Here is a 19,663-nt window from a genome sequence, read left to right as displayed (position 1 = left end):
CATCCTGAAAGGTGCCTGGTCAGCGGTAGAACTCGTCCAGGGTGTCAGGGATCGCGTCGCCCGCTCCCTGAGGGTAGGGAATGCCCAGTTCACGGAAGTAGACGGCGGCCAGCAGTTCGGTGTGGTGGTAGTAGATCACCGCGGACTCCGCCGAGTCGAACGTCGCCGGCGCCTTCTGGATGTTCTCCATCGCCTGCATCAGATACCCGGCGACCACCTGGAACTGGCTGGGAAAGCGTTGCCGGTGCGCGGACCGGGCCTTGTCGGTGGCCTTGTCGGCGGCGATGATCCGGACGCAGACCGCGTCGGCGAACTCCTTGGCGTCCGGACCGCTCGGCGCCTCACCCACGCTCTCCACGACGGCGCGTAGCAGGGTGCGGGCGGCGGCGTTCACGGGCTCGACGGCGCCGGTCCGGTCGATCCCGAACAGGCAGACCCCGAGCTCGTCGGCCATCGCCTGCGCGGCGCTCGTGTATCCCGAGGTCGAGTAGAACAGGTAGCAGGTCATGTTCAGCCGGGCGCCGCGAAGCTGCTGCACGGCCGGCGCACCGACCGGCTGGGCCAGCATCTTCACCTGGGCCACCGCGAGCGACGAGGCCACGTCGATCCCGCCGTCCCGGCCCGCGCCGGTGAGCCGCGCGTCCGGGAAGCCGGTGGCGCGCATGTGCGCCGCGGCGATCTCCTCGGCCGCCTTCCAGTCGGTCGGCAGACCGGCCGGCACGGCCGCCCGATAGGCCCGCAGCGAGGCGGCGTCCGGGGCGGGCGGCACCTCGATCGCCTCCGGCAGCCGGCGGATGTGTTTCCCGGCGCCGTTCTCGATGACGTCGAATCCGGTGGCGTCGAGGGCGTCGAGGAAGACCTTGACGGTCACCTTGCGGCCCTTGGCGGAGGTGAGCTCGGCGACGAAGCCGCTCACCGGCCAGCCGACGTTCAGGGCGGTCCGGATCGCCTCGCCGGTCGCGAGCGGGCCGGGGAACACCACGATCTCCCCGGTCCTCCGGATGACCAGCAGCCATGCCCGCAGGGTGCGCACGGCGATCGCCTCGGTCGTCCCGCGCAACGCCTTGGGCAGCAGGGCCGAGGCGTGCCAGCCGCCGCGGAACTCCGCGTCGGCGATCAACTCCACGTGATCGCCCGGCTGGAGTGCGGCGAGCAGCCGGACACCCAGATCCGCCGAGACGGGGCCGGGCTGGAGACCGCCGACGAACCGCCGGTACGCCCAGGCCGACCGCGGATCGTCGGCGAGAGGGTGTGGCCGGTCGGCGTACGCCGCCTCCACCTCAGCGGCAGCAGCGTCCCGGGCGACCTGCTGCACGGTCTTACGCCGGCGCCAGGCGACGAACGCGAACACCCAGAGGGCCGCGGCCAGCGGTGGCGCGAAGGCCAGCGCCAGGCTCAGGACCAGCGCGCCCACGATCGCCTTGTTCGTCTGCCACCACGGCATTTAGTTCTCCCCCGCGTACAAATCGGCCTCGGGGGAGGGTAGCCACCAGACGCGCTGAAACGGGTCGGCCGTTCGGCGAGAACTTGATCATGAAAACAGCCGCCACGGCCGAGACCGTGACGGCTGTTCTCCAGGTACTCCTACCGCAGGCCGGACTCGATGGCCTCGATGATGCGCGGGCGCATCTCGGCCGCCTCGATCACGGCGTCGACCGAGCCGACCTCGACCGCGCGCTGGATGCTGTGGACGCGGTCGAACTCGGCGGCCACCTCGTTCAGCTTCTCGGAGCGCACCGAGGACCGCACCCCGTCCAGCTCGGCGAGCAGGGCGCTGCGCTCGGTGCCGGTCACCTCGGTGGCCCGGGCTTCGAGCTCACGCACCCGCGGGTCGGCGGCGGTCCGCGCGTTCACGTCACTGGCGAAGACCACTGCCGCGGCCGGGGCGCCGCCGAGCACCGAGGCGAACGAGCCGTTGACCGCGAGGACTGTCATGTTCTCGTTCAGTGCCTTCGAGAACACCACGAAGGCGCCACCGTGATAGCGGGAGATCACGCAGAAGACGATCGGGCCCCGGAAGTTGACGATCGCCCGCCCGATCTCCGCGCCGTACTCCAGCTGCAGTTTGCGCATCGACTCCGGGGAGCCGTCGAAACCGGAGAGGTTGGCGAGGACCACGAGCGGCCGGTTGCCGGACGCCGCGTTGATCGCCCGGGCCGCCTTCTTCGACGAGCGCGGGAAGAGCGTGCCCGCCGTGTACGTGTCCGGCCCGTCGGTGGGCGGGAAGCCTCGCCGGGTGACCGATCGTGACTCGATGCCGAGCAGGCAGACCGGGATGCCACCGAGGTGGACGTCCTGGACCACCGCCGTCTCCGCGTCGGCCATGCCGGCCCACCGCTCCAGGACCGGGTGGTCCTGGTCGGCGAGGGCGCGCATCACCGTACGGATGTCGAACGGCTTCTTGCGGTCCGGGTTGTGCGAAACCGAGAAGATCTCGCCGACCGTCGTGAAGTCGCTGCCGGCCACCGTGTGCGGGAACGTGGAGATGTCCCGCTCGACCGGGTCGGTGGTGGTGACCCGGCGCGGACCGGACTCGCCCGGCACCACGTACGTGTGGTCGTAGTGCGACATCAGCACGCCGGTCGCCGCGACCAGGTCGGGCGCCCAGTACTGCGCCTGCCCGTTCGGTCCCATCACCCGGTCGTAGCCGCCGATGCCGAAGTTGTCCTCGGCCGAGACGCCACCGGAGAAGTCGAGCGACTGCTTGCCGGTGAGCACCATCGCCGATTCCGGGGTCATCACCAGGATGCCCTTGGTGTGCATCAGCATGGTGGCCTCGGCGTTCCAGTACGGCTGGGCGCCCACGTTGATCCCGGCGACCACGATGTTGATCTCTCGGCCGTCCTGGGTGAACTCGACGATCCGCTTGAGCGCGGCGGCCACCCAGTCCATGTTCTCGGTGCCGGACTCCATCGAGATCCGGGCGCCGGCGGAGAGGGCGTACCACTCCAGCGGCACGTTCATCGCCGTGGCGAGGTCCATCGCCGCGATGATCCGCCGGCACTCCGGCTCGCTGAGCGCGCCGAGCGCCTTCGTCGGGTCGCCGAGCAGCAGCACCCGGGTGACGCCCTCGGGGTGCCGCGCGGTCCTCGTGGTGATCACACCGGCCACGATCGCCGCCTTGTTGCGCCCCTTCGGCCGGTCGACCGGGACGAGCACGTGGTTCTCGTCGAGGTCGTGCTCGACGAAGTCACCGAGCATGGCGGTCAGCTCGTACGGATAGACGGTGTTGCGCGCCGCCGCCCGCTGCACCTTCTGCTGGTAGTCGTCGAGCGGCTCGACCGGCGCGACCGGCGGCTCGCCGACGGAGAACTCCGGACGGCCGGTCGGCCCGAACGCGATCCGCAGAGCGATCTTGTTGAGCCCGCCGGACTCCCGGTGCCGGCCGATGAAGAGGATCTCCGAGAGGCCGGCGCCGGCCGCGGTCGGCGCGACCCGCTGGGCGATCATCTGGAGCTCGGCGACCGTCAGCTCGATCTCCGGCCAGACGTAGATGACGATCCGGTTGCCCTTGAACGCGGCCTTCGCGGGACGCCGCGACTGCACCCGCCGGATCGAGTCGAGGCAGCTCGCCACGACGTCCTCGGCGGTCGGCAGGGCGACCAGGCGGCCCTCGTGGTCGCGGAACTCGGTGAGGTCACGGACCTGGGCGAGGGCGACGAGACGCTGGTCGGACTGGTTCTCCCGGGCCACCGCCTGGAAGAGGTGGACCTCCTCGTCGACCGACGGCAGCCGGGTCAGGTCGAACTTGGAGAACCGTTCCAGCTGGAAGCGGGTGGCGATGTACGGGTGGAGTCCCCGGATCAGCCGCTCCTCGACCATCCCGGCCGTGGACGGGCGGAACGTGAAGTGGTGGTGTGCCACCGCGCCGTGCCGGCCGGCCACCGCGATCGTCACCCGGCGGACCTGGTCGGGCAGCGGCACCGAGCTGACGACGCCGTGCAGCGCCGCCGCCATCTCGTCGCCGGACTCCGGCTGGTTCTCCCAGCCGAGGTAGATGTCGGCGACGACGTCACCACCGCGGGCCAGGTCGGCCAGGCCGCTCAGGGCGCTGCCGACCTCCTCGTAGCGCACGGCGGTGGAGACCACCCGCAGGTCGGCGCGCTCGGCGACGACGAAGGCGCAGCCCTCGACCTGCCGGGTGGCGACGCCGGTCAGGCCCTTGTTGCCGTAGTAGCGCCGGGTCAGGACCTCGAGCATGGCCGAGTTGTCCAGGTCGGGGCGGGACAGCCGCTGGCCGAGCAGCCGGATCAGCGGCTCGGTGCTGCGGACCATCTCGGCGATCCGCTCGGCGCGGTCGGCCGCCTGCGGGTTGTCGTCGAGGTGACGCAGGTGCTTGCGGATCCCGGCGTACACCAGAGCGCGGTTGCGGCGCAGCAGCGGCTGGCCGAACCAGGCGAAGACGACGCCGCGGGCCAGGTCGGCGAGGACCGGGAAGCGGACCTGGGTCGCCGAGACCACCCGCTCCAGGGCGAGGCCGGCCGGCTCGTGCAGCACGTCGTCCGGCGGCGGCTCCTGCAGCCAGGACCGCAGCAGCGTGGCGATCACCGACGCGTCGGTGGCGGCGCGCTGCTGGGCCAGGAAGATCCGGAAGACCGCCGACTCCAGCTCCGGGGTGCGGTCCAGGCTGGTGACGCCGTAGTGGGCGAACGCCTTGCTCAGCTTCGCCTTGAACGTCTCCGGCAGGCCGGCCCGCTCGGCGTCCAGGCTCTGCAGGTACGTGTGGAAGTACTCCCGGGGGCTGTGCACCCGCGAGTCACCGCCGCTCTCGTCGCCGGCGGCCCGGTTGCGGCTCAGCTCGGCGAGGTCGGCGAACGCCTCCAGCAGCTCGATCTCCACGGCCAGCGGGCGGGCGCCACCGGCGGCCGCCGCGGTCCGCGCGGCCAGGTAGTCGTCGAGCACCCGGCGATTGTCGTGCGGGTCGGCGTCGAAGCCGAGCAGCAGGCTGCGCAGGTCGCGCTGGCCACGGCTGGCACGCTCGCGGGCCGACGCCTCGGCGGGCTCGGCCGGCAGGTCCAGCTCGACGGCCTCGACGACCTCGACGGCCTCGGCCTCGTCGGCGGCGATCGGCTCCAGGCGCAGCAGCGGCGCGCCCGCGTCGACCTTGCTGCCGACCGAGACCACGAGCTCCTTGAGCCGGGCCTTGAACGGCGCGCGGAGCACCGCCTCCATCTTCATGGCCTCGAGCACCAGAACGGGCGCGCCCGCCTCGACCTCGGCGCCGATCTCCAGCGGGGTCGCGACGACCAGGGCCGGCATCGGGGAGCGCAGCACGCCCCCCTCGTCCCGGCTGATCCGGTGGGTGACGCCGTCGACCTCGACCACGTGCGTCGACTTGTGCGTGCCGGTGAGCAGCCGGTAGCGGACGCCGTTGACCCGGATCTGGCCGGTGTGCCGGTCGAACCGGTCGAGCTCGACGTCGGCGAAGCCGGTCTCGGCGCCGGCCTCGATGCCGACCCGGAAGCGCTGCGGGCCGACGCGGGCCACCCGCACTCGGTACGTCATCCCGCGCAGCTTCAGGTCGAGCGGCCGCCCGCTCTCGTGCTGCACCTGCGGCCGCCCGCCGAACGCGGTGGAGAGCAGACGCTGCTGCTCGGCGTGCTCCTCCTCCTGGTAGACCTCGATGGCGGCGGCGGTGAGCGCGACCGACGAGTGCCGGTTCGAGACGAGACGGCCCTCGCCGCGGACCCGGTCGATCCAGCCGGTGTCGGCGCTCGCGTCGATCACCTCGGGCTGGTGGAGCAGGTCCAGCACGAAGCTCTTGTTCGTCGCGCCGCCCTCGATCACGACCATGGTCTCGGTCATCGCGCGGCGGAGCCGGCCGAGCGCCTCGTCACGGTCCTTCCCGTACGCGATGATCTTGGCGATCATCGAGTCGAAGTCCGCGGCGATGGTGTCGCCCTCGCTGACGCCCGTGTCGACCCGGATGCCCGGACCGGCCGGCAGGTCGAGGCGCGCGATCCGTCCCGGCGCCGGGGCGAAGTCGCGGTCCGGGTCCTCGGCGTTGAGCCGGGCCTCGATGGCGTGACCCCGCTCGACCGGCGGCTCACCCTCCAGCCGGTTGCCGGACGCCACCCAGAGCTGAGCCTTGACCAGGTCGAACCCGGTGGTCGCCTCGGTGATCGGGTGTTCCACCTGCAGACGGGTGTTCACTTCCAGGAAGGCGAGCAGGTCGTCGCCCGGGTGGTAGAGGAACTCGACGGTCGCGGCCCCGCGGTAACCCACCGCGACGGCGAGCCGCTCGGCGGAGGCCTTCAGCTCGGCCGCGCGCTCCGGCTTGAGCACCGGCGACGCCGACTCCTCGATGACCTTCTGGTTGCGCCGCTGCACCGAGCAGTCGCGGACGCCGAGCGCCCACGCGGTGCCCTGGCCGTCCGCGATGACCTGGACCTCGACGTGCCGGGCGCCGGTGACCAGGCGCTCCAGGAAGACGATGCCACTGCCGAACGCGCGGGCCGCCTCCTGGCTGGTCCGCTCGTAGACGTCCTCGAGCTCGTCGGCGCTGCGCACCACGCGGATGCCACGGCCACCACCACCGGCGGTCGCCTTGAGCATCAACGGATAGCCGATCTGCTCGGCGGCCTCCTTGGCAGCCTCCAGCGTCGCGACCTCGCCGCGGCTCCAGGGCGCGACCGGTACGCCGACCTCCTCGGCGATCAGCTTCGAGCCGATCTTGTCGCCGAGCTTGCGCATCGCCTCCGGGCTCGGGCCGACGAACGTGACGCCGACCTTCTCGCAGAGCTCCGCGAACGCCGGGTCCTCGGCGACGAAGCCCCAGCCGACCCACGCCGCGTCGGCGCCGGTCTCGACGAGAGCCCGCTCCAGGACCTTCAGGTCGAGGTACGGCCGGGCCGCGGCCGGGCCCAGGTCATAGGCGACGTCGGCCTCACGCACGAACGTGGCGTGCCGGTCGACGTCGGTGTACAGCGCGACGGTCTCGATCGGGGTCCCGGTCTCCGCGGCCAGGTCCCTGGCCGCGTGGATGAGACGCATGGCGGCCTCACCCCGGTTGACGATCACGATACGACGGAACACCGAACGAACCCCTTCTCTACCTCGGACCAGCAGCGACCGGTCCGGACTGTAGTAAACAGTGCCCGCCGGGAGGCACTCGCATTTCTTGCCTACTCGTTAGTAGGACATTCCTTGAAAGAGGCCCGGTCTTCTGATTCAACGACTGTCCGCACTCCATGACTCTATGCGTCTTGCGCCGTTTCATCGACAGCCGCTCGAACACCCCATTGACAAGGGAAGAAGGTGGTCATAGCGTTTGCGAAATCGTTTTCGGTAAGTTTCTGGGGGCAGCATGAGCAGTGGACCCGTCGTCCCCACGGCACAGGCCCTGTCCGCCCTCCGCCCGCTCCCCCTCGACGCGGTACGCCTCGACGCGGCCGGACTTCTCGGCGGATGGCAGGCCCGTCACCCGGCGATGCCCGAGTCGCCGGGTGAGACCGCTCTTGCCGAGATGTTCCGGATCACGGGGCTCCGGCCGTACCTGGACAAAGCTCTTGATCTTGTCAATCCACTGCGGGAAGCGACATCGGTCACCGGACATGTCGGACACCAGCTGGGCCTGCTGTCCGAGGCGGTGGACGCGGCCGTCGAAACCCATGACCGCGAACTGCTGGACGCCGCCATCCGGCTCTTCGACGACGCGCTGACCACCCGCACCCACCTCACCGGCGGGCACGCTGCGCGCGACGAGGCCTACGCCGACCCCTACGACCTGCCACCGACCGGCGCGGACGCCCTCGTCAGCACCGCGATCGCCAGTTTCCGGCTGGCCTGGCGCCTGCTCCTGGCCACCGGCGACGTCCGCTGGGCCGACGAGATGGAACGCGTGCTGCACAACGCCATCGCGGCAGCCGGCGGCGCTCCCTCCGCCCCGCCCTCTTCCCCGCGCCCTTCCCCTCCCTCTCCCCCGCTCTCGTCCTCGCTCTCTCCCCCGCTCTCTCCCCCGCTCTCGTCCTCGCTCTCTTCCCCGCTCTTCTTCTCCGCGAGCCCGCTTCAGGCCCGCGCGCCACTCACCCGCACGGCCACCTGCCCGCCGGATCTCGCGGCCTTCATGAGCTCACTGCACGCCTACGTCGCCACCTCCTCGCCTTCGGGAATGCAGCTTCACCTGTACGCCGGAAGCACCGTGTCATCCGCCTCCCGCACCATCGAGATCTCCACCCGCTACCCGTGGGATGAGCAGGTCACCATCACCGTCGTATCCACCTCGGACCAGCCGTGGACACTCGCCCTCCGAACCCCGGCCTGGTGCACCGACCTGCGCCTGACCGTGAACGGCACCCCGGTCCCGGCCCGGCGCCTGGTCGAGAAGGGATACCTGCGCCTGCACCGCTCCTGGCACCCCGGCGACACCCTGACCCTGACCCTGGCGATGCCGGCCCGCCGGATCACCGCCCACCCCCGGGTCGACGCCACCCGAGGCGCGGCCGCCCTGGTCCGAGGCCCACTGGTCTACTGCCTCGAACAGGCCGACCTCCCGACGACGGGCAGGCTGGCCGGCGCCCATGTGGACGACCTGGAACTGGACCCCTCCGCACCGTTGGCCGTCGCCTACCACACCGCCGGCATCTCACCGGTCACCTTGCAGGCCCCTGTCCACCTCCGTCCCCAGTCCTCCTCCCTCTACCGCACGTTGCCTGCCACGCCCGCGGCCCCGGTGGCCGCAGGAGTGGCGACAGCAATCCCGTACTACCTGTGGGCCAACCGAACCCCCGGCCCGATGCGGGTGTGGATCCCGCTAGCGCACCCCTTAGACCACTGACCTGCTCCTTCCTCCGCTACTTCGGCGGGGCCGCCGCCGTCCGCCTTTGCCCTTGCCATTGCCATTGCCGCTGCTTTGCCGCCGCCTGCCATTGCCTTGCCCCCCGCCCGCCCTTGCCGCCGCCTCGCGCCGCCCGCCATCACCGCCGCCCGCCATTGCCGTTGCCTCGCCGCCGCCCGCCATTGCCGTTGCCTCGCCGCCGCCCGTCATTGCCGTTGCCTTGCCGCCGCCCGCCATCACCGCCGCCTCACCGCCGCCCGCCATTGCCCGCCATTCTTGCCGCCTCGCCCGCCCGGCCCAGCCCTGCCGCCGCCCCGGCCCTTCACCACCTGCTGCTCTTGCCGCCGCTCGCTCTTGCCGCTCCTCGCTCTTGGTGCTCCTTCGCCGCCGTTCATCTCCTGCCGGCGCTCGCCCTCCTTGCCCTGCCGCCGCCCATCCCTTGCTGCCGCGCCGCTTCCACTCCTCGGCGCTGACGCGCCTGCGGTGCGGGTCGGCTTGCCACTGGATGACTGCGGTCGCGGTCGGTCGTGGGTTGCGATCCTGTACTTGATGAGACGCGCCGAGGTCGCCGTCTTGTTTACCTCTTCTTCGAGATTCTATTTCTTGTTCTGAAATTCGACGGTGGGCATCACTCGGCCCGCGCGGGATAATTTAGGCATGGGGCAGATGCAATTGTTCAGTCGATCAGATATTGCTGGGATGCGCGATTGGAGCACCTCTCGGAAGCATTGTCCGGAGCGTGATCTTTTCCGTCGCGAGCATGAGAGGCATCGGGCTTGGGGGCTGCGCCAGAGACATGCGCTGCGGTTGCGGCAGATAGCCGAGAAGGCCGCGGCCACCTGCGCTGATCCGCCCTCACGTGGGCTTCCGCAGCCAACTGGACTTCCGCAACCCCCTCAGCCGCCGCGTGAGCTGCATCCGCTGCCACCGCCACCTCCGCCGCCTGAGCTGCACCCGCTATCACCGCCACCTCCGCCGCCTGAGCTGCACCCGCTATCACCGCCACCTCCGCCGCCTGAGCTGCACCCGCTATCACCGCCACCTCCGCCCGACCCGCCACCTCCGCCGTCGCCGTCGGCGCCGCAGTCGCAGTCGCAGTCGCAGTCGCAGTCGCAGTCGCCGATTGAGCCTGCGTCCACACATCCAACTGCCGAATTTGAGGCCGAACCAGAGAATGCCATCCCCGAATCATCCAAGAATGGCGGCGAAGAACATCCTCGAAAATCGGATGCTCCACACTTGGCCTTGTTGAGCTCCGTGCTTTTGTTCAGGCGGAGCTCAACAAGACCCCGGCGCACTGTTCTATTTCACGGCCTCAGAGGCCGATCTTTCCCGTGCCGGCACCCGCCGTGACGATCGACTTCACGCTGGAGGCGGTGTCCAGGGTGTAGGCGTAGGTGATCGCCTTGACCGTGCCGTTGGTCAGGGGCGTGCCCGAGTTGACGAAGTGGTTGTTGCGCTGGACCAGACTTCCGTTCGGTGAGGTGCCCTGGGCCAGAGTGGTCGGGCGGCTGACGTTCTCGAAGTAGTTGCCCTCGACCAGGACGCCGGCTTCGGTCGTCGACGCCACGCCATAGCTGGTGACGCCGTCGTAGTAGTTGTTGTAAACGTGGACCGGGTTGCCGAAGCGGACTCGGGGGTGGCGCTGGTTGGTGCCGTCGTACCAGTTGTGGTGGTAGGAGACACGCAGCTTGCCCCGGTCGCCGGTGTTGGAGTCGTCGGAGCCCAGCAGCATCGTCTTGTCGTGGCTGCGGGTGATGTTCCAGGAGACCGTCACCAGGTCGGACGCGAGCCGGATGTCGACCAGGCCGTCGGCTGCCGAGGAGAAGGTGTTGTGGTCGATCCAGATGTGGTGCGAGCCGTCCTGGACGTTGATGGCGTCGTCGCTGGAGCCGGTGAAGTTGAGGTTCTGGATGATGACGTTGCTGACTCCGGAGAGGGTGAGGCCGCCGCCGTTGAGGCCGGAACCCGCGCCCACGCCCTGGATGGTCTTGTTCGAGGCGACGCGGTGCATGCCGGTGAGCGCGATCGTGCCGGAGATCTTGATGATGCGGGCGTCGGAGGCCTGCAGGGCGGAGTCCAGGGCGGACGCCGTCGTCACCGTGGTGGTGGCGCCACCCGCGCCGCCAGTGGTGCCCGCGCCCCAGCCGACCACCGCCGATGAGGGGGCGGCGCCTACCTGGGTGAACGCCCATTGCTTGTTCGAGTTCGCCGTACAGATCTCCTGAATGATCGCCGCGCCGGAGGCGGTCGAAGCACCCTTGTCGCTGACGCAGAGGCCACTGTTGACGTTGATGATCTGGAAGGTGTTGGTGCCGCTGGCGGCGAGACGGAACTGCTGGTTGGTCTGCGTGGCGGCGCAACCCCACTGCTGGAGTTGCACGCCGGAGGTCGTCGAGCCGGCCGGTACGTCGATGCACTTGCTGCTGGACACGTTCTGCAGCAGGTAGTTCGATCCGGCCGCGACGAGTTTGAACTGCTGCCAGTTCGCGCCGTCCGTGCAGCCCCACTGCTGGAGGAGGGCGCCGTTGTCCTTCGAGGCGCCGGGGACGTCGATGCACTTGCCGCTCTTGGTGACCTTGAGCGTGTACGTCGCACCGGCCGCCGGCAGGGTCGCGGCGTCGGAGGGCAGGATCGACCAGCCGAGCAGGGCGAGGGGGACGATCAGTAGAAGCGCGAGCTTTCTCACGGGGGACTCCTAACCGAAGGGGATACCCCGGTAGTTGCGGGAGCGCTCCCATCGACAACAACAAACCTGCAACTAATTTGGCCCGGATGTTTCTTGCCAGTTAATGGGAGGCGTCTCTATCGTGGCGAGGAAAGCGCTTTCCTGCACCTAGTCCCCAATCCCCTGAGAAGGTCGGTGCGTCCCCGAGCATCGACCTTCGTCTATCAGAAGAGGCGACGATGAGACGAGCACTTGCGATCAGTACCGGGGCCGGCCTGGTGGCCGCCGCCGCTCTGGCCCTCCCCCTGGCCCAGGCGAACGCGGCAGCCGTCGGCAGCGCCACCGGGTTCGCGGCGGCGAACGGCGGCACCACCGGCGGCGGCAGTGGCACGACCGTGCGGGCCAGCACCGGCACCGCGATCCACACCGCACTCTGCAACCGGGCCAGCGCCAGCACCCCGATCACCATCGAGGTCGAGGGCACGATCACCGTCGGCAACACCGCGAAGGTCTCCGGCGACAGCTGCAACACGGCGGCGGGCGTGATCGAGCTCAAGGAGATCAGCAACGTCACGCTCATCGGCGTGGGCGGCGGCGCCACGTTCGACCAGATCGGCATCCACATCCGGGATTCCAGCAACATCATCATCCAGAACGTGACGGTGAAGAACGTCAAGAAGTCCGGATCGCCGACCTCCAACGGCGGCGACGCCATCGGCATGGAGAGCACGGTCCGCAACGTCTGGGTCGACCACGTGACGCTCGAGGCGTCGGGTGGCGAGTCGGAGGGCTTCGACGGCCTGTTCGACATGAAGAACGACGTGGAGTACGTGACGCTGTCGTACAGCATCCTGCGCAACTCCGGCCGTGGCGGCCTGATCGGCTCCAGCGAGACCGACACCGGGAGCGGCAACATCACGTTCCACCACAACAAGTACGAGAACATCGACTCCCGCACCCCGCTGCTGCGAGGCGGCGTCGCGCACATCTACAACAACCACTACTTCTCGCTGAACGAGTCCGGGATCAACTCGCGGGCCGGCGCGAAGGCCAGGGTGGACAGCAACTACTTCGAGGACTCGAAGGACGTGCTCGGCACGTTCTACACCGACCAGGCCGGATACTGGCAGGTCAGCGGCAACATCTTCGACAACGTGACCTGGTCGGCGCCGGGTGAGGACAACAACCCGGCCGGGCCGAACGTCACCTCGAACACCAGCGTGAGCGTGCCGTACTCGTTCACCCTCGACAACGCCTCCTGCGTCCCGTCGATCGTGGCGCTGACGGCCGGCGCGAACAAGGGCATCAAGACGTCGACCGGCACCTGCTCCACGACCTCGCAGCCGTCGACGCCGCCGTCGAGCAGCAGCCCGACGCCGAGCAACCCGACCAGCCCGAGCCCCAGCACGACCACGACGACCCCGCCCCCGTCCGGCACCAACCTGAGCCTCGCCTCCGGCGCCGGCGCCGACGGTTCCAGCAAGGCCAGCGGCACCAGCTACGGCAACGTCCGCGACGGCAACATCGCGACGTACTGGTCCCCGAGCAGCACCACCGGCGACATCTCGATCAAATGGGGTTCGGCCACGACGGTCTCCCGCATCAACGTCCGCCTCGCCAGCGGCAGCGGCACGGTCAGCTCCTACCAGGTCCTCAACGGCACCACCGGCGCGGTCCTGACCAGCGGCAGCGGCTCCGGTGTCATCTCCTTCCCGGCCACTTCGCTCACCAAGATCACATACAGGATCAACAGCGCTTCCGGTACGCCGAGAGTCGGCGAGTTCGAGACTTACGCCAACTGACGCCAGTCCACCCACCGGCCCGCCGGCCTGCGGCCAGTCCAACCGCAGCCGGCGGGCCCCCGCACGTCACCAACCCGCGGGTCCACGCACCGCCCTGCGGGCCCCGCACGTCACCAACCCGCGGTCCGCCGTATGCACGCGCCTATCCTGTCCGTCATGATCAACCGCCCGGACGGCCGCGACCACTACCCGGACCGCCTCGCCCGCGTGCGCGACCTGGTGTCCCGCGACGACCCCGGCCTGGCATCCGAACTGGTCAGCCTGGCAACGGCGAACGACGACGTCTGGCGCTTCGACGGTGCCCAAGTCCGCATGGCAGTGGAAACCCTGCCGCCCACCCGCCGTCACGACCTGATCCTCGAAGTGGCGGCAGCCGCCGCAGCGACACCGATCGAGTCGTTGCTTCACTGGCTCGGCCGGCACTTCAGTGCGGCCGAACTCTCCCGGCCGGCCGGCTCGGTGCTCATCAACGCTGCCACGAGGCGGACCACGGGAGTACCCGCCGAACTGGCAGTGCTGGCCGAAGTGGCACTCCGCGACACCGGCCGCGTACCGCCCGAACTGCTGGCCGTCATGCGCAGGTCGGCTCGGTGGATGCCGCCCCTCGCCGCCGACATCCGTCCTTTCCTGACCGACCCGGCCGACCTGCTCAACGTAGGCGAGCCCTGGGCCGAGACCGCGAACACCGCCGCCGCGTCGGACGAGCGGATCCGTGCCCTGATCGCTCACGCGCTGCGATCCCGAGGTGCGGCGCCCGCTACCCGATGGTCCACGAAGGCGGTGGAGCTCACCTCCGCGTTCGGTCGGGCCGAGAGCAGGGCGCTCCTCCATCACTGGTTCGCTCTGGTGCCCCAGGATCGCACGTTCCCGCTGCGCGGCGATTTCCTGTACGACGTCAACGACGTGCCCGACACCCACAACGCCGAAGCGCTGCGCGGACTGCTCCACCTGATCGCCGCCACCCGGCCCGAACCGGGTGATGCCGAGGCCGTGGGGAGACTCGCCCAGTACGCATCCGGGCGCATCCCCGGCCACGGCCCTCGCAGCCCGATCGTGACGAACGCGGCGATCCTGGCCCTGGAGTCCATCGGCACCCGCACCGCCCTGACCGAACTCCGCCGCCTCCGGACCGCAGCCCCGATGCCCGGCACCGCCCGCCGCCTCGACCAGGCCATAGCCCGCCGAGCAGCAGCCCTACGATCCTGACCGTCCGCCTCTGTCCCTCGCCCGGAATCGTCCAAAATCCCGGAGTGGGCAGGGCGGATCACGGCAGTCGTCCAAGATCCCGGAAGGGGGTGTCCCTCCGGTCTCGTCAAGTGTCACCACTGCTCGTCGAGCTCGGCGAGGCGTCGCCGGAGCCGGCGGGCGTCGTGCCGGGGCAACGCATGGGCTGTGGCGTGCAGGATGCGGCGGAGTTCTGGCGGGTCGGGGCAGCACTCGAGGACGCCGCAGCCACATGCGGGGTCGACGAGTCGGTGGGCAGGATCGCGGAGAAACAGGCTCCAGGCATTCAGCGCCTGACGCGCGGCACCCGGCCATAGTCGCGTGCGTTCGAACTGGGCGACGGCGGCTCTGCCCCGCGCCGTCAGGCCGGGCAAGGCGGGGACGCGGTGATCGAGGCGACGGCGCGCTGCGGCACGTACTCGCGCCGGCGACTTACGCGCCATGAGCCTTTCTGATTATCGTCATGGCTGAAATAGTGACATACCAGCGCGCAGCCGGGCAGTGTCCGTCTGGGTCCCGTCAAGCGGCCACTGCGGGCTTTTCCTCCTTTTTGTGATGGTAGGCGGTCCGGGTGCGGAGCTTGCCGGGTCGGCCAGCGCCGCGAACGCGGACCGGAAGAACGCGCGTTCGACGGGCAAGGCGCCGATCGAGAGCAGTTCATCCACCCCCGCACTCTGCTGGTTCCTGGCTGTTCGCGCCTTCACCTTGTCCTTGATCGCCTGGATGGCCTTGCGGGACGGCGTGGTGTAGACGTAATGCTCTGCGTTCCTCGCTGTGCCACCCGGTTCGCCCCCCAATCCCTTAAGGCGATGCCCCCACGTCAGGAGGGGAAGGTCAGTCCGCCCGCATCGTCGACATGCCGGCCACGGAACCGTTCGCCATTGCTTGCCGTCTCATCAGCATGTGGCAAGGGAGGTCGAGCCGTTGCTGATCGGTCGATATCCGGAAACTACGCCGAGCCGAAGAAGTCAGCGACCAAGGATCTCTAACCTGGGGACTATGTCCTAATTGGACGTTCTGCGAACCGTGACATCGTAGCCCATCAATGATTGGCTAGCATCCTCCCAGGTTCACACAGAGGAGGCAAATTGCGTCGCAAGCTTCAATTTGCGTTGATCTATCTAGTTGTCATCTCGCTGGTAAATGTGTCCGCACCGGCCCAGGCTGCACCGAACTACGATGGCATCGTTCCTACGGCCAACCTAAACGTTATCTGTTTCAGATGAAACAATTGATTCAGGCACCGCAGTGCCGTGCCAGACCGACAACGCCGACGTCTACTGGTACGCGGACCTCAACGACCCCGGCGAACTAGAGTCAGACGACTTGGCGGCCTTGCGATCCATGCTGACTAACGAGTACTCGCCCACAGATCTTGCCATTCATTACGACTCCACCCCAGTCTTCGACGGCGCCGCCGAGACCGACATCATCTTCCAGGAAGCGGAGGCGGCACTACCGCTGCCTTCCAACGATCTCTGGGGAATCATGTGGTGTAACGGCCAGGCCGCCGCCGCTTACGAATGCGACCAGGCCTATGTGCGAATCAAATCGCCTGACGGATTCCGTGTTTACGGCGGCTCGGTCGCATGCCACGAGACGGGGCACGCTGTCGGTCTGGTGCACGGCGACGACGCCTATCCGCAGGTATACATCGATAGTTCGGCGCTGGGCTGCATGACCAGCGGCTCAAACTTCCCGCCGGGCCTGAGTGGGAACAACGCCTACTTCATCAACCAAACGTATTCCTAGGAAGGGGTGTCATGCGACGCATTCGTTATGGAATCCCGGCCATCGTGGCCGGCGCTGCGATGCTGGCTCTCGCCGGATGCTCGCCTGCCGGCGGCAGCACGGCGGCACCCACGCCGTCCACATCCGTCGCCGAGCCGGTCATCGAGAGCCCTGCGGCCACTGAGGAGATCCGGCTAGGGGAAGGTCGAGATCGCCGGGGCAGCCTGACCGCCGAGGACTGGGCGACCTACGCTGATCATGTGGTGGTTTTCACCGTTGCCAACGAAAGCCGCGTTAGTCCCAGTAAGAAAGAGATCGAGCGGGGCGAGGGAATGGTTGGCCGCACCGTGCAGGTGACGGTGAGCAAGGTTCTGTGGTCTGCCCCCGACGCACCGCAGAAGGCACCTCGGTCCTTGACCATGCCGGCACCGGGCTGGGTGTTCAACAACAACGAGGACAAGGCCGGCGAGGTGAAGTTTGGCATCAGTGGTGCGCCGCGACTTGAAAAGGGTCATTCCTACATCAAGGCCATTGAATGGACTGACGACCCGTGTTCCAGCGATCCGAACGTGGGCACCTGGGAAGGGCTCGGGGCGGGCGGCACCCTCCCCTACGAGCAGGGCGTCCTTGGAGTCGGTGAGTTCGAGGGCCGGGTACAGACCTTGGACGTAGCGAAAGCACGTTTCAAGTCTGACCATGCGCCGCTGCGCCAGCAGGTGGTCGGAGCTTCGACCGAGTCACTGGTCGCCGCGCTCAAGGCAGCCCCGGTTCGTGCCGAGGTCGATCCCGGAACACGCGAGTGCGACATGACTGATCGGTAAAGCCGATTCCGTGCTTGCCGCCGCCGTGATCAGCCGGCGGCGGCAAGGAGCGGCCTGGAGCCGCCGGTCCGGCGACGACAAAGGTGACGGGGGCGGACCGCTGCAATCGTCCAAGAGGTCAGGCGGTGATGTTCCACTGCTGGCAGGCGTTGCCGAGTGAGGCCCACTGGCGGACCGCCACGCCATCGCCCGTGCCGCAGTTGGTGACGTCGAGGACGATGCCGCTGTTGCGGTTGGCGATCAGATAGCCGCCGTTGATCGGGGTGAGGCTCCACTCCTGGCAGGTGTTGCCAAGGGACGCCCACAGGTTCAGGGCGGTGCCGTTCGCCGCGCCGCAGTTGACCGCGTCGAGGACGGTTCCGCTGTTGGCGTTGGTGATGCGGTAGTAGTTGCTGGTCGTCTTCGTGAACGTCCACTGCTGGCAGGCGTTGCCGAGCGACGTCCACTGCTGGATCGCGGTGCCGTTGGCGGTGCCGCAGTTCTGCGCGTCGAGCACCTTGCCACTGGCCTGGTTGACCAGGCGATAGCGAGTGCCGGCGACGGGGAAGGAGACCGAGCCGCCCGGGTCACCGGCGGGCGCGGTCAGTGAGGTGGAGAGCTTGTCCGGGGTGCCGAGGTTCGGCGTGCCGTCCGAGTTCCAGTTCACCTTCTTGATCCGGGTCGTACGGGTGGCCCCGCAGCCCTGCCCGGTGGTCTCGTTCGCGTGGTAGGCCATCCACGTCTCGCTGCCGTCCGGCGAGGTGAAGAACGAGTGGTGCCCGGGCCCGTAGACGCTGTTCGTGTCGCTGCGCTGGAAGAGCGGGGTGCTCTTCTTAGTCCACGACGAGGCGGCGAGGGGGTTGCCGCCGGTCAGCGTCAGCATCCCGATCTTGTAGTCGGGGGTGTTGCACGAGCTGGCCGAGAAGGTGAGGAACGTCTGCCCGTTGCGCTGCAGGATGTACGGCCCCTCCTCGGTGTTGCCGCCGACCTTCTCCCAGTCGTAGGTCGGGTACGAGATCCGCGTCCCGTACGCCGACACCGTCCACGGGTTGCTCATCGGCGCGATGAACAGGCTCTGCAGATCGCCCACCCACGACGAGTAGAGGAAGTAGTTCGCCCCGTTGATCGTCGCGACGCTGCCGTCGATCGCCCAGCCGTTGCCGGCCTGCACGTTGAGCTGGCCCTTGAACGTGTACGGGCCCATCGGGTCGGTCCCGGAGCTCTCCAGCACGAACGACCGCTGTCCGTCGCAGCAGGCCGCCGTCCCGGCCGAGTAGTAGAGGTACCAGCGGGTGCCGTTCGGTCCGGTCAGTTTGTGCATCGACGGCGCCCACACGTTGCAGCAGCTCGCCGTGGCGGTTCCGGTGTGGACGACGGTTTCGGTGGCGCCGGGGAGCGCCGCGACCGACTTCGCCCGCTTGATGACGACCTGCGAGTTCCAGGTGGTGGCGGCCAGATAGTAGTAGCCGTTGTCGTAGCCCATCCACGGGTCGGCGCCGTAGGGGGCGGCGGCGACCGGGTTGGTGAACGTGACAGCGGCCTGGCTCGGCTGCGGTTTGACGACGACCGCGGTGAGGGCCGCGGCGATCATGAGTAGGACGACGAGTCCGGCCCGGAGGCGACGGGGAATCGCTAGGGACATGGGGGATGCCCTTCCAGTAGAAGAACCGGTGATCCCTCGTAACATCCCAGAAAACATTGAAAAATGTTAGCGCTCTCCCATACCGCGAACTGGAAAGTCATCTATCAGTTGGCAGCGCGAACATCGAACAGCACCGTGATCAGCAGCATCACCGGCAGGCAGCCGACCGTGGAGACGAAGATGGCGTCCCGGATCAGCACGAGGCCGGTGCCGAAGCGCTGGGCGTAGAGGTAGATGTTCTGCGCCGTCGGCAGCGCCGCCAGGATCGTCACCGTGTAGGCCGCGTCGCGGGACAGCCCGAACGCCATCGCCAGCACGAACGCGGCCAGCGGCATGACGAGCAGTTTCAGCGTCAGCGCCACGGTGGTCGGCAGCCGGTCCGGGCCGGCTGCGAGGACCCGGCGGCCGGAGAGCGACATACCGAAAGCGATCAGTACGACCGGCACCGCCGCCTGACCGACCGTGACGATGGGGTCGAGCAGCGCGCTCGGTACCCGTACATCCAGGAGGTTGAACGACGCACCCAGAGCGACCGCGACGACCAGCGGATTCGACACGGGTTTGAGGAACGAGGCGGTGCTCGCTTCCAGCAGGGTGAGTGCCAGCGGCGTGATGATCAGGAGTTGCAGGAAGACGATGGGGACGACCAGCGACGCGTCCCCGAGGACGTAGGTCGCGACCGGGATGCCGATGTAGTTGGCATTCGTGTAGCCGCCGGCGAGCGCGCCCAGGATGAGCGTGCCGCGCGACCGCCGGAAGAAGATCAGCGCGAAGATCGCGAAACAGATGACCGCCGCCAGTGTGGAGACCAGCAGAGGGCCGCTGACCAGCAGATGAAGGTCGGCGTTGAGGGTTCCCTCGAAGAGCAGGCAGGGCGCGAGAGCCGTGTACGCGATCCGGCCGAGCACTGCCTCGGCGTTGTCCGGAAGACCGGCCCATCGCCGCAAAACCCAGCCGATCAGGACGATGACGGCGAGCAGGAGGAACCCGGACAGCGCGTTGACCACGACGGCACGCTTT

The 19,663-nt window shown here is 68.7% G+C and carries 10 protein-coding genes; 5 read left to right on the top strand and 5 right to left on the bottom strand.

What is annotated here, in order from left to right:
- Positions 1 to 19: 19 nt before the first annotated feature.
- Entirely contained in the window at positions 20 to 1,444 is a 1,425-nt protein-coding gene (locus EP757_RS22035; RefSeq protein WP_127548886.1) for a restriction endonuclease, read from the bottom strand.
- 140 nt (positions 1,445 to 1,584) lie between these two features.
- Positions 1,585 to 7,035 (bottom strand): carboxyl transferase domain-containing protein, encoded by a 5,451-nt coding sequence (locus EP757_RS22030; RefSeq protein WP_127548884.1) that lies wholly within the window; start codon positions 7,033 to 7,035, stop codon positions 1,585 to 1,587.
- Between the two features lie 271 nt (positions 7,036 to 7,306).
- Between EP757_RS22030 and EP757_RS22025 the strand changes: the two genes are divergently transcribed.
- Positions 7,307 to 8,776 carry a beta-L-arabinofuranosidase domain-containing protein gene (locus EP757_RS22025; RefSeq protein ID WP_127548882.1) on the top strand — a complete coding sequence of 490 codons (1,470 nt, stop codon included), beginning with the start codon at positions 7,307 to 7,309 and terminating at the stop codon, positions 8,774 to 8,776.
- A gap of 1,315 nt (positions 8,777 to 10,091) precedes the next feature.
- On the opposite strand, the gene EP757_RS22015 is transcribed toward EP757_RS22025, so the two are convergent.
- Positions 10,092 to 11,465: an RICIN domain-containing protein gene (locus EP757_RS22015; protein WP_127548878.1), complete on the bottom strand. Its 1,374-nt coding sequence runs from the start codon at positions 11,463 to 11,465 to the stop codon at positions 10,092 to 10,094.
- Positions 11,466 to 11,683: 218 nt separating this feature from the next.
- Between EP757_RS22015 and EP757_RS22010 the strand changes: the two genes are divergently transcribed.
- The 4 genes from EP757_RS22010 to EP757_RS21995 all read left to right on the top strand — a co-directional run bounded on the left by EP757_RS22010 (position 11,684) and on the right by EP757_RS21995 (position 17,022).
- Positions 11,684 to 13,246: a polysaccharide lyase family 1 protein gene (locus EP757_RS22010; RefSeq protein ID WP_127548876.1), complete on the top strand. Its 1,563-nt coding sequence runs from the start codon at positions 11,684 to 11,686 to the stop codon at positions 13,244 to 13,246.
- A gap of 156 nt (positions 13,247 to 13,402) precedes the next feature.
- A complete protein-coding gene (locus EP757_RS22005; protein ID WP_127548874.1) occupies positions 13,403 to 14,452 on the top strand; it encodes a hypothetical protein in 1,050 nt (349 codons plus the stop codon).
- 1,344 nt (positions 14,453 to 15,796) lie between these two features.
- Positions 15,797 to 16,222 (top strand): hypothetical protein, encoded by a 426-nt coding sequence (locus tag EP757_RS22000; protein WP_127548872.1) that lies wholly within the window; start codon positions 15,797 to 15,799, stop codon positions 16,220 to 16,222.
- An 11-nt stretch (positions 16,223 to 16,233) separates the two neighbouring features.
- Positions 16,234 to 17,022 (top strand): hypothetical protein, encoded by a 789-nt coding sequence (locus EP757_RS21995; RefSeq protein WP_127548870.1) that lies wholly within the window; start codon positions 16,234 to 16,236, stop codon positions 17,020 to 17,022.
- A gap of 118 nt (positions 17,023 to 17,140) precedes the next feature.
- Here the strand turns inward: EP757_RS21995 and EP757_RS21990 are convergent, their stop codons facing one another.
- A complete protein-coding gene (locus tag EP757_RS21990) occupies positions 17,141 to 18,643 on the bottom strand; it encodes a family 43 glycosylhydrolase (RefSeq protein ID WP_127548868.1) in 1,503 nt (500 codons plus the stop codon).
- Positions 18,644 to 18,747: 104 nt separating this feature from the next.
- Positions 18,748 to 19,650, bottom strand: coding sequence for an AEC family transporter (locus tag EP757_RS21985; protein WP_127548866.1), 903 nt, complete (start codon positions 19,648 to 19,650; stop codon positions 18,748 to 18,750).
- Between the last annotated feature and the right edge of the window lie 13 nt (positions 19,651 to 19,663).

The sequence above is a fragment of the Actinoplanes sp. OR16 genome, assembly GCF_004001265.1.
In the GTDB taxonomy this organism is placed as follows: domain Bacteria; phylum Actinomycetota; class Actinomycetes; order Mycobacteriales; family Micromonosporaceae; genus Actinoplanes.
The sequence above is the reverse complement of the archived record's forward strand: the minus strand, read 5'-3'. Positions and strand labels throughout refer to the sequence as shown.